Below are 12,835 nucleotides of genomic sequence, written 5' to 3'. Positions count from 1 at the left end.
TCTATAAAATTAGTAAACCATCTCATTATCCGGCAATGGGAATATAAAATTGACCTTTGAGTTAGGAAGTATATTGTATTTCTTATAAAAATAGTACAACTGGCCCTCACCAAGAAATTCTTTACGGGCATCTTTCAAAACCGCTTTCTTATACTCCTCTAAAGTAGAAATATAAGAGAAAATTCCGGCTGTACATCCGCGTGCCTGTGCTACTGTTTCCAGTTCTGACGTTCCAGCCACCGGATCAGTTTCCGCCAAATATTCACCACGTATATAATACATTTCACTCAAACGGATGACAGGAATAATACGTTTATCGAGATCCGTGTAAGAGGCGTCATCCATATATTTCTTAGAGATCACACAATACCAGTCATAATCACTGTGAATATCCATCATACCACCAATCGCATTCCAGCGCCTGTCGTTGGCATTTTCATCCAGAATCTCCATATAATCATCATAGTCAATAGAAACCATTCCACCATCCTCATCTCTATTATCCCACGCTTTGAAAAGCTCTACTTCCTTAGAATTTGAAAGAGCAAAAATTAAATCGTCCTTCATTTTAGGATTTGTATTAAAGCTGGCATTAGCGGTAAAGGTGAACATCTTATCTCCATTATCATCCGTATAGTTAATCACTTCCGATGCTGCATCATAAGCTTTCTTCGACTCTCCTGCATAAGAGAATACGCGGGCCTGCAAAGCAGTAATAGCAATATAACTCATACGAAAACCGCGGCTGGCATAGAACATGTCAGTTACTAAATCACCGCCTTCAAAGCGATAACTTTTGGTCATTAATAACTTATAACCTTCCTGATTGTCATAGGTCTGCACTAAATTACGTGCCTCTTCCAAATCTTTTTCTATTTTAGCCAATATTTCTTTCACTGTCAGGTAGGGTTCTGATATAGAAGGGAAAGTCGCATAATAAGGAATATATTTCTTTCCATCATCTGCTGTGACGCTGGGAGCAAACAAACGAAGAACCTCAAAGTGTAACATCGCCCTTAATGCTAATGTTTCCCCATAAATCAAATCCTGCTCGAGTGTTTTACCCTGAAAAATGGATGGATCGGCATTTTCGATGTTTTTAATCAACTCATTACAGTTAGCTATTGCATTGTATGCCGTAGACCAAATACTTTGAATAACCGGTTCCAGTGTTTTATCTGTATACTTATACTGGCAGGCCTGCCAATACTTCGAGTCCGTACTTCCCAAATTAGATTTGGTATAATTCTGTCCCAATACATCAGCCATTCCCCATGTCAGCTCTTCTCCCCAAAGATACTGGCTGGACATCTGTTTGTAAATACCATTTAAAGCAATGCGGTAACCACTTCCAGAGTTAAAAAGATCTTCTCCATCAACCTGATTACTAGGACTTACATCCAACCAATCGGAACAGGAACAAAACGTCAATGACGTACATAAAACTAATATAATATTCTTAATTTTCATATACTTCCTTTTATTTAATATTTGTCACGATCAACTTAGAAACTTGCATTCACAGTAAAATTGACGCTTCTAGAGTAAGGATAACTCAAACCACGTTCTTGTTTCACTGTACAGAAACGGGCAAGGTCATTAGCACCTATTTCCAAACGAAGCATACTCAATCCCAATTTTTTGATTTGTTCTGCACCGAAAGTATAGCCTAGTGTTATTGAATTCAATGACAACAAGTTGTAGTCTTCAATAAAACGAGTCGTTGATTTAGTTATTTCAATGCTGTTCTTGCCATTATATAATGCTTTAAAACGAGCATTATCTCCCGGCTCTTTCCAACGGTCGGAAAGAACACGTTTATCTACGTTAGAGTTGTAGATATCAGCATTTTCAACCTTGGATACCAACGTTGAATTATATCGTTGACCACCATATTCGTACATGAATGTAGTGTACAGACTGAATTTCTTCCAAGAGAAGTTGAAACCGAATGTTCCCTGAATATCCGGTTCAGTATCACCGCAACTAATCATATCAGCCGAATCCCACTTAGTGGTCAACGTTCCGTCGCGTTTTTCAAAGATTTCTTTTCCTGTTGCCGGATCAATGCCATGAGACTTCACAGCGGAGATAGCCGTAGTAGAAACGCCTTCTTCGTACTTACGGAAAGGCTTCGCCGCATTGGCATCGTAGTTACCCAATTCTGCATATTTCTGATCAACCAAGTCATTATAAGCTTTCAGACTATTAGAAATCTTCACTAATTTATTTTCATTATGACCTAAGTTGGCAAATAATGAAAGCTGCATATCACGTTTACGAATGATATTGCTACGTACATTAATTTCATATCCACGGTTCTGCATCTCTCCAACATTGTCTTTATAGGAAGTAAAACCGGTAGAACTAGGAATAGTTACATCATTCACCAAGTCTACAGTACGTTTATTATAATAAGCAAACGAAACATAGAACAGGCGTTTCAACAGTCCTAACTCAAATCCTAAATCTGTCTGGTAAGTAGTTTCCCAACCCAGATTCACGTTACCCATCGCTATCATATTGGCCCCCATTCCGGTTTCATACCATTCATCACCATTAATCTCATAAACGGTTTTCGCTGCAAAAGGCTCAAAGTTTACTTTACCGGAAGAACCATAAGTTCCACGAATTTTAAATTCATCAATAAAGTTCAACTTCTTTATAAACTCATAGTTATGCAAAGCAAGTCCCAAACCAAACGACCAGAACAGGGCTGTCTTATTATCTGAACCAAATTCAGAAGAACCATCGCTACGGACAGAAGCATCAAGCAAATAAATGTTCTGGTAACTATAGTTTAAAGTAGCCAACGCACCGAACAGACGCGATTTGGTGTCGCTCCAATCCGGTTTTTCATAAATCTTTTGTGCATAGTTTGGAGAATCGAAGTCACCGGATGGGAAACCCAAATAGCGAGCCGAAGAACTTGTACCACTGGAAGAAGTCGCATTAATACCTACTGACAGATTGATATTATGTTCCTTAATAGTCCGGTTGTATGCAAGGAAAGCATTCATATCCCAAGAAAAAGAATTGCCACTGCCAGTAGTCAATTCACCGGATATTTTATTCGTGCCGCTCAATACATCTGTATTCTTTGCAGACAACGGATCAAGGAAACGACGAGATTCGGAATAACTTTTTGTTAAAGCAAACTGCCCTTTAATTTGCCAGTGATCATTAATATACCAGTTGGCAGATAAGTTATCTATGAATTCGTCCGCATTAGAACGATCATAACTTTTCAATGTAGCCTCGTATAAAGGATTGGCCAGATTATCCATACCCAAATTGTGCCATTGGGTTGTTTTTGTCAAATAGGTGCCATCGTCATCACGGAAAGTATCATACGGCAGTTTAGTTGTATAATCCGAGAAATTTCCATAAGGTGATTCTTTAGAACGTGTTGACGAATAAGAAACATAGTTGCGTACCTGCAAACGACCGATACGGTAATCTAAAGCCAAACCTCCGCCAGTACGGTCACGATAAGAGCCTCTCATCACACCATCGGATTTATTATAACTCAAATCCACAGAGAAACGCAGATTTTCCGTACCTCCAGTTAAAGACAAACTATGCTTATGATTGAATACAGAATGTACCGGTTGAGAAATCCAATCAGTATCGACACCCCGTTTTACATTTTGCAATTTACCATAGTATTCTCTGTCGAGAGTATATTGTTCGCCGGCATCTTTACCGATATAGAAACCGGACAACCGTTCAGTTTCCAGTTTTTCAGCGGCATTCATCAGGTTATAATCAGACAGGTCCGGCATTTGCAAGGTTCCGGTCATGCTATAATCAATCTGTAACTTACCCGGTTTGGGAGGAACAGTAGTGATAACGACGATACCGTTTGCTGCACGTGAACCATACATAGCTGTTGCAGCCGCATCTTTCAAAATAGTAATACTTTCGATGCGGTTCGGGTCAAGGTCATACAATTTAGTAGCCGAGACTTCAAAACCATCCATGATGAACAATGGGAGATTCGGATTATTCTGTAAGTTGGATTTAGACAACGTTTCTGAATCCAACTCTTTGATACCTATACCAGAACGACCTCGAATATACAGTTCCGGAATAGCGTTCGGGTCCGATCCCCATTGACTATTTTCCTGAATACGAAAAGATGGGTCGAATGCTTGCAAAGCAGAAAACACATTTGTCTTTGAAACCTTCAACAGATCTTCTTTCTTAATCTGCACACTGTTACCCGTAAAACTCTTTTTGTTAATATTAGAGTAACCGGTAATTACCACTTCATCAGTCATCACAGCATCTTCTTTCAGCCTAATAACACGCGCCTTATCTTTAGATGCATCATCTCCCAAACTGATTTCCTCTGTAACCATTCCTATATAGGAAACAATAATCACCGGATGTTTACGAATAGGATAAAAAAGTTTAAAGTCTCCGTTAATATCCGTAGTAGTACCAAAATCCGTACCTTTCAAGCGGATAGTCACTCCAACCAAGTGGAGCCCTTCCTGATCAACAACTTTTCCAAAAACTGCCCGGTACCCTGATGGTACTTCACTGTTTTCAACTTTTGTTTTTTGTACTTGCTGCTTGTTATCTTTCTGTTGAGCTACCACCGTAACTACCGACAAAAGATATACCAAGGAAAAAAGAAATACTTTTTTCATAATTCGTGTTGTATATTCTATTTATGCAAAATAATATATGTATGTTTATCTAAATTTTAGGAGTATCTTTCCAGGAACGCGTCATCAAGAACAGCAGATATTTATAATGGGCACGCGTCTGTTCATCCCCAGTCATTTGTTGTTTCTTGATTAGCTCCGCCAATTTCTGATAGGTGCCGTACCATAAATGGTTCTGATTATCCGTTGCTATATTGTTCATGACAGCACGAGAACCGTAACCCTGCTCCTCTATTGCGCTTTCAGCATCTTCATTTTCCTCTTCGTCCAGAGCTCCTACTTTATCCGCGTTGTCATCTGACAAATAATATTGCCCGAACCATCTCTTCTGACCATTTATATCCACACTGTTGCGCACATTCGACAAGAACTCAGCCTGCATGATACGTTCAGGCTCCGTCAACGAACGTCCCTCCATTGTCGGACGCCATACTAATTCATATAAATCATCGATATATTCTTTAGGGCTATAAGAAGACGGATCACGATAGTACGTCAACGAAACACGCTTAGTCTGATATAAGTCTGTAATCACATTCTTTTCCTTCACTACATAATTCTTCAGAATCTTACGGGCTTGTGAACCGGAAAATGAAAGTTTCTTTATGACGTCTTCATCATCAATCCATTCCAAATCCTTCAGTTGAGTAAACAGGAAATCTAAAGAGGCTCTCTGCAAATCCTTGGGTACCGCAGTAAGAGTTGCGTTAGCGTCACCAACAAAGTGCTCATTCAGATAGAATGAACCGATATTGCGATATACATTAAACAAGTATCCTCTCAATTGCTGTACGATAAACGGAAATACCATATTACGATAATCATAATTCTTATCTTCCGCATCCATCCATTCATGCATATGAGATACTATGTAACGCAAATTATGAATACCATATGTACTGGCTTTAATCGCATCATTTCCTAAATCAAAAGAAAGAGCTGACGGATCGAACGTAGTAAGCAAATACTGTTTGGTTCCGAAACGATACATCGGATCACCGCTTTTTTCACTAATCCACTGGCGTACTACCTTATTCTCTTCCTGTACTGTTTGTGCTTCTAAAATCGGTTTGTAGGCTACTTTAATAGCATAGTAGTCATACACTCCCAATTTAGGAGAAAGCATCACTCCCTTATCACCCGGTTGAGCTACATAGTTGAAACCTACTTCATCCATCACAGAGGCAGTTATTCCATATTTCTGTGTATAAGAAGCCGACCGTAATGAATCTGTCGGTATAGCAGAAGAGCCCACCATATTCTCTATCAATCCTAAAGCAAAGCCTACTTCCCGGCGAACAGCACAACGAAGCGTTTCACTCATCAAATCATCCGGCAAACGAAGATGACGTGCATCCGAATCAACTTGAGAAGTCTGTACAAAACGCTGGATATTATTCCACTTCAGCAAATCATGATAAAGGTATAGAGAGGCATTCATAATTTCCCCAGTACGAGGATCAGCAAATGATGCATCTTTCATGGTCGTTACCACTCCGGTAGGAACATAACGAATCGTACTGTACTTCAAATTATCAGGATCAAAATCAGGATCATCTTTCGGAAAGTCCTTCACTTGGATAGCATCTTTGAAACCAATAGCCTCAAAAGCTTTATTCCAATCATTTACTCCTGCTCTTACAGCCGCTCTCCAACTTACCGGAAAATTGGGATCCATATAAAAAACAATCGGCTTTTTCGGCTCTGTCAGTTCACCACGTTTGTACTTATCAACGTCCGATACCTCTAGTTTCCAACGTTTCATCCGGTGTTCCATTCTGGAGCCATCAACCTCCGTACCCATATTTTCCATAGCCACAGTACCTATTCCTATCCGGGGATCAGCTAAACGCGGACGCATCTGCGGCTTTTCAGGGAGCAACAATAAAGTACGATTTACTGTCATACTTACAGGTTCATCCACACTCACAAGTTGTCCACCTACGCTTAAGTTCATTAAGTAAGTCAGTTTAGAAATAATAGACACATTATCTCCAAAAGCTTTCACTCCCATCAGATATGATAAATCATCTTTGAATTTCACAGCCTGTCTACCCGATCCATATTCCATTGTACGTTTACCGCTTGAAAAAGGATTCATGTCTTCTGTATGAGATACAAAATAGGAAGTCATATCTACCACTACAGCCGAAGAGTCTTTATTAAAAGCAGCAATAGTGAAAGCATCTACAATGGTTGATAATGAATTCTTCTTCAATCCTTCCTGCATATTCTGATTTGCCGAACTGGAGAATATCATATTCTGTCCTGTTCTGCTGACTTCCTTCATATACAAAGTACTATCTATTACCGCAAATTTAATATGACGGGGAGTATACGACATCGTTCCCGCCGGTCCATTTCCCATATCGGAGGTTTCTACTACTTTAGAACCTAAAAGAAATTCTCGTCCCATGAGTGAAACGGGGAACTCTACGAGCAGCTTTTTCTTGTCTACAAAGTGTAACGTGAGCAGACCTTTAGAAGTTTCTACCTTCTTGTCTTTAAACAGCTTTTCGTACTTACTGAGTTTTTTCTCTTTCTTTTCCGTTTTGTCTTTTTTCTTTTTCCAGAAAATCGTATTTGCGTCTGCAGCAGGCAACGTAAATACCGCAGCCAGACAAATTATCAAAAATCGTCTCATATCGTGTTTTCTTATTATTTTACCAATTACGTATATCTTCTATCTTCTCCAGCAACTGCCCATAGTGCATCCTTGTTTCATAAGAACCTGAATTCAAACGCGATTCCATTAACTTCTGAATACGAATCAACAACCCATGATACAAATGCAGCTGATTATCATTCGATAAATTGGTGATATATCCCAAAGGTCCGAATCCTCCAACTGTATTTACTTCGGGCAGAGTAGACTGTAACAGCGTTTCAACCTTCTTTTTTTTCTTCTCACGACCTGTAGTTTCCATGTGATTAGGCAATTGCAACTTTCTCAAAATAGCGGCAACCACTTCATATTGAAGCAATATTTCTGCACGGTTCAATGATTTTCCCTTCAAAGTCGATGCCCATACACCGTTATAAATATCATTCAGGTATTCTTCAGGAGAATAACTGCTGTTATCTTTGTAATAAGCTAATGACACTCGCTTAGTAGCCACCAGAACACTTGCAAAATTCTTAATCATCTTTTGATAAACCGGAGTTTGCACTGGCATGTTACGAAGTATGGAAGAATCATCCAACCAAGTCATATTGCACAACTCATTCATTACAAAACGAGCTGCTTCACGCTGTTGTACTTTAGGTACAACAGATAGAGCCTGATTACGATCGCCTACAATATGCTCGGACAGATAGAAACCTCCTACATTTTGAAAGGCATACATCAAATATTGGTTATATTGATTAACTATCTCCGGATAAATATGAATGCGGAAATGATAGTCCGAATCTTGTTGTTCCACCCATTTATCCATATTTCCCAAGATATATTTCAGATTACTGATTCCATATTTTCCCGCTTTAACAGCATCGTTACCTAAATCACCTCCCAACGCACTCGGATCATATTCTGCATCCTGATATTGTGCTTTGCCATAGCGGTAAACCGGATCTCCCGACTTCATGGATACCCATCTCATTATCTTTTCACGAACTTCTTCCGGTGTCTTCGCATCAGGAATAAGCATATATCCCATCTGGATTGCATATAAATCATAAGCTCCCAATTTATTCTGAACGAAATTGACCTTATCATCCTGTGGCTGGGCAATATAATTGTAAGGAAGCTCATCCATTACTGAAGAAGCAATACCGTTTTGTCGGGTAAATGCAGATGCTCGCAATGATTCTACAGAAAATGCAGCCGAAGCGGAAGCATTATCAGCCAAACCTAAGCAATGACCTACTTCACGAGCTATATAAAGCCGAATGCTCTCTAATAAGACCTCTTCCGACAAGTGCAGATCACGCATACGTTTATCAGCCTGAGCTGTTTGAATAAAACGTTGATTGGCTATCGTCTTTGCTATATCATGCCCGACAAAAATGGTTCCATTAATAATTTCTCCACTACGAGGGTCCACCCAAACTTTACTCTGAGTTTTTGAGAGATTTACAGGCACATAACGGATGCAAGAATACTTCAAATTTCCAGCATAGAATGTCGTATCGTTTACAGGAAAATCCGCAGTTTGTACAGCATCTTTAAATCCAGCCATCTTGAACGCTTCATTCCACCAGTTGACGCTTTCTTTTATTGCTCTTTTCCAGGCTTCCGGAAAATCACTGTCGATATAAAATATCACAGGTTTCCGCGGAGCAACCAAATCCCCCCGACGATATGCTTCCTCATCGGCTGGCAACAGATTCCATTTATGTTGCAAATATGAAAAGGCCGTACCGTCTTTTTCCGTTGATATCTTTTGCTTTTTGGTAAATGTATACCCTAACCGGGGATCGCCCAATCGCCAGGCCATTGTCTCTTCCGGCAATAAAAGCATTGAATAAACCGCCTTCACCCGTACACTTCCTCCTCTGACTTCCTTCTTATTAGCAAGAAGAGATTGGTAAAAACTCATATCCAGATTGATCTCCAGATTATCATCAAAGACATGAAAGTTTCTGATGGAAGAGAGACTCTTTTTCAATACAGCTTTCAACTCCAATTGACCATATTTCTCATCCTTCAAAGAGGCACTGTTCTTGTCAAACAGGGGAAGACGTTTATTATCAGCTAGAAAGAACTTGGTAACCTCGAACACCACTGCCGTGCTATCCATATTATAAGCCGCAATCTTGAATGACTCCATGTCCGGCGTTATATTACTTTTCGCTACTGCCTTACTGATATCAGACTGAGTACTATATACATCCATCCGGGAAATGGGAGTCACATTCTGCATATACACCTGATCTTCTTGTATGGCAAAACGAATATGCAGCGGAGTAGTCATAGTTTGTCCGACAAGACCACTTGTATTATCACTAGTTGCCGAAATTGAAGACCCCATCAGAAAATCACGTCCAAGCAAGCTTTTAGGAAACTCAAAATAAAGTTTATCATCAATCTTATGGATCGTTATAAGCCCTTTCTTTGTCACCACTCTTTTGTTTCTGAACAAACGTGGGTATTGAGTATTCCTTTTTTTAGGAGCAGTCTGAACCGTATCCGATTTTGCTTCTATTTGCACTTTCTCCTTTTTCTTGGCAAAAACATCAGAAGTTCCGGTAGCTAACATAAAAGCTCCGGTCAATAACACTATAAATAACTTCATCACTCAACAATTTTTATTTTGCCTTTTCAAAGTCATTAATGATAGACAATAAATATTCATAGTGAGAGCGGGTTGCATATGAACCTGAATTCTTACGCTTTTCCACTATATTCTTTATACGCGTCAATAAATCAAAATACAGATGGTTCTGATTATTATTTGAGGTATTAAGAATATAATAAATATAATCAAAGCCTGCATATTCATTTATCTTTTTCATAGCGTTAGCAGTCTGGTAATAATGCCCTGCATCCACACAACAATCTGCATCTCCCTGCTCTGTCAAGTGCTTATATACATCAAACAACTGAAACAGAGGCAGATCCGTATTAGCAGGCAATTGTAATGTACCTGTCTGGGCAGCTTGTTTCAGATCCGCAAACAATACTTCATCAATCTCGTCCTTCTTTGTCAACGGATCAGCATTGCGGATAATGCCCATCAATACTTCTGTCTGCAAAATACGTTCGGATTCAGTCGGTTCCACATTTTTAATAGTCGACTCCCACAAAATAGTATAAATATCATCCAAATATTCTTGTGGAGAATATGCGGAAGAATCACGGTAAGCAGCTAATGAAACACGTTTTGTATTCAGAATCTTTTTGCTCATCGATTTCAAGATGGAACGAGACATTGAACCGTCAAAAGTCAGATTCTTTACTACATCAGGATTATCTATCCAGTCAATGTTCTTTAATTCATTCAAAACAAACCGAACAGCACGCTTCTGCATATCATGAGGAATCACTTCTGATGTATTATACGGATCACCGACGTAATGCTCATTGATAAAGAAACCACCTACATTTGCCCATGCATTATTCAGATAACGTACATACTGTGAAACCAATGCGTCATAAAGATGATCACGATATGTAAAATCGGGATCTTTATCATCCAGCCATGTATTGAAATTGTCTAATATATACTTCAGGTTCATGATACCATAAGCACCTGCCTTCATAGCATCATTGCTTATATCTTCCGATAAAGAAGTCGGGTCAAAAACACCATAACCTAACTGTTGTTTCCCATATCTATATTCCAAGTCCCCCATTTTACTCTTAATAATACTTTCTAAATAAGGAATCTCTTCTTCAGTAGTTTTTGCTTCCGGAAATACCGTATATCCCCACTTAATGGCATAATAATCATAAGTACCTAACACCGGAGGAGTAAGGCATACATCTTTATCTTCGGGTTGTGCAATATAATTAAAACGGGCATAGTCCATTATAGATGGAGTAGTACCATGTTCTTTCATAAACACTGGATCACGATACGATTCTGTTGCATAAGCAAAAGAAGATCCCATATTGTGCATCAATCCCAGACAATGACCAACCTCGTGAGAAATGATATAACGCAAACTTTCGTCCAATACATCCTGCGGAAGTTTGGGAGTCCGCACTCTTGGATCAACTTGTGCCGTTTGTACAAACCGCATATCATTCACCAACTGAATGACATCGTGATATACAAAAACAGAAGCATTAATAATCTGGCTGTTTCTAGGATCAATCCACGATGGTCCCATCGCATTCGCAATTCCGATTGGAGCATAATTAATGCAGTTATACTTAATATTAGCCGGATCAAATTCCGGATCATCCTTCGGGAAATCCTTCACTTGCATCACATTCTTAAAGCCAATACGTTCAAATGCTTTATTCCATACCAACACACCTTCATGAATCCCCTTTTTCCATTCTTCAGGAAAAGCATCGTCTACATAAAAAAGAATGGGTTGCGTAGGTTCAACCAGTTCTCCTCGCTTGTAAGCTTCTACATCTTTAGGATATACATTCCACTTATTAGCATAAGTATTCATTTTCACTCCGTCATAATCATCAGCAATCTCTTCCTTGTTTGAAGTAAAATAACCAATTCGTGGATCCGCCATACGCGGCATCATTTCGGGAGTCTCCGGCAACAAAACAAATGACCGGTTTACTTTTACCGTAACAGGTTCCTGATAAGCTATCGCGACAATACCCATATAAAGTAAATCCTGCAAATAGCTTAAACTGGATGTTACCGATATATTATCATCAAATGATTTTATCTGATCGACATAAGAGAGCTCTTTTTTGAAAGTTGCCCGGCGCACACAAGCACCAAACATGGTCTTCTTACCATAAGGGTCAAAAATAGCCATGCGCTTATTATCGCTCACCAAAAAATCCGTCATGTCGAATACTACAGCTGTACTATCTGCATTATACGCCATCACTTTGAATCCCTCCATTACAGGCTCTCCGATTCCTTTCTTCATTGCCTGTTTTATGGACTCATCCTTACTCGTAGAAAAGATTGGACGACGTGCAAAGTTACTTACTTCGCGCATCTCCATCACGCTATCGCGTAATGCGAACTTAATGTGCAGGGGCTTCTTGATTTTTTGCCCAACCAATGCATTTCCATTGTCACTAATCTCTGAAACTGTCGATCCTAAAAGCATCTCGCGATTCTGAAGGGTAAGAGGGAACTCAAATAAGATTTTTCCTTCAATCTTATGAAGAGTTATCACTCCTTTTTTCACCTCATCTTTCTTCCCTTTAAAAATCTTCTCATAGGGAGACTCTTTTTTCGCAGTTTTCGTGTTTTTTTTCTTCTTTGCGTAAATCGGTTCTACCGTCACTAACATTGCGCACGCTAGTACCAGCAAAAGAAACGCCTTCTTTGCAACTAACTTATTCACAATCAAAATTATTTAATTATATTATAAATAATAAAAACAGGTACAAAATTATATATAATTCCTATTGAAAGTGAATTTTATCATACCAAATTGCCGTTATTTTATTCTTTTTTATCTTAAAGACTTCTCTATTTAAAAGCATATAAAGTGACTATATTCTAATATGGTGCAACATTTGCATATAAAAGTGAAGGGTGTCCAAACCGATTTGGACACCC

The 12,835-nt window shown here is 39.1% G+C and carries 5 protein-coding genes; all 5 read right to left on the bottom strand.

Going from position 1 to position 12,835, the window contains the following annotated elements; all coding sequences use genetic code 11:
* Window positions 1-9: 9 nt before the first annotated feature.
* The 5 genes from I2I13_RS21820 to I2I13_RS21800 are packed head-to-tail and all read right to left on the bottom strand — an operon-like array spanning window position 10 to window position 12,617.
* Window positions 10-1,470 (bottom strand): RagB/SusD family nutrient uptake outer membrane protein, encoded by a 1,461-nt coding sequence (locus I2I13_RS21820; protein WP_195650501.1) that lies wholly within the window; start codon window positions 1,468-1,470, stop codon window positions 10-12.
* A 35-nt stretch (window positions 1,471-1,505) separates the two neighbouring features.
* Entirely contained in the window at window positions 1,506-4,658 is a 3,153-nt protein-coding gene (locus tag I2I13_RS21815; protein WP_195650500.1) for a SusC/RagA family TonB-linked outer membrane protein, read from the bottom strand.
* Between the two features lie 49 nt (window positions 4,659-4,707).
* Window positions 4,708-7,320, bottom strand: coding sequence for a zinc-dependent metalloprotease (locus tag I2I13_RS21810; RefSeq protein ID WP_195650499.1), 2,613 nt, complete (start codon window positions 7,318-7,320; stop codon window positions 4,708-4,710).
* 19 nt (window positions 7,321-7,339) lie between these two features.
* Window positions 7,340-9,913: a zinc-dependent metalloprotease gene (locus I2I13_RS21805; RefSeq protein WP_195650498.1), complete on the bottom strand. Its 2,574-nt coding sequence runs from the start codon at window positions 9,911-9,913 to the stop codon at window positions 7,340-7,342.
* 13 nt (window positions 9,914-9,926) lie between these two features.
* The gene (locus I2I13_RS21800) at window positions 9,927-12,617 is read right to left on the bottom strand and encodes a zinc-dependent metalloprotease (RefSeq protein ID WP_195650497.1); all 2,691 of its coding nucleotides are present in this window, start codon (window positions 12,615-12,617) and stop codon (window positions 9,927-9,929) included.
* Window positions 12,618-12,835 lie beyond the last annotated feature (218 nt).

It is taken from the genome of Bacteroides sp. D55t1_190419_B8 (assembly GCF_015558905.1).
Taxonomy (GTDB): Bacteria; Bacteroidota; Bacteroidia; order Bacteroidales; family Bacteroidaceae; genus Bacteroides; species Bacteroides vicugnae.
Note: the sequence above shows the minus strand (reverse complement) of the source record. Positions and strands in the feature narration are given on the sequence as shown.

Coding starts and splice junctions, on each gene's coding strand:
- I2I13_RS21815 (WP_195650500.1), bottom strand. CDS start 4,658: ATGAAAAAAGTATTTCTTTTTTCCTTGGTATATCTTTTGTCGGTAGTT.
- I2I13_RS21810 (WP_195650499.1), bottom strand. CDS start 7,320: ATGAGACGATTTTTGATAATTTGTCTGGCTGCGGTATTTACGTTGCCT.
- I2I13_RS21805 (WP_195650498.1), bottom strand. CDS start 9,913: ATGAAGTTATTTATAGTGTTATTGACCGGAGCTTTTATGTTAGCTACC.
- I2I13_RS21820 (WP_195650501.1), bottom strand. CDS start 1,470: ATGAAAATTAAGAATATTATATTAGTTTTATGTACGTCATTGACGTTT.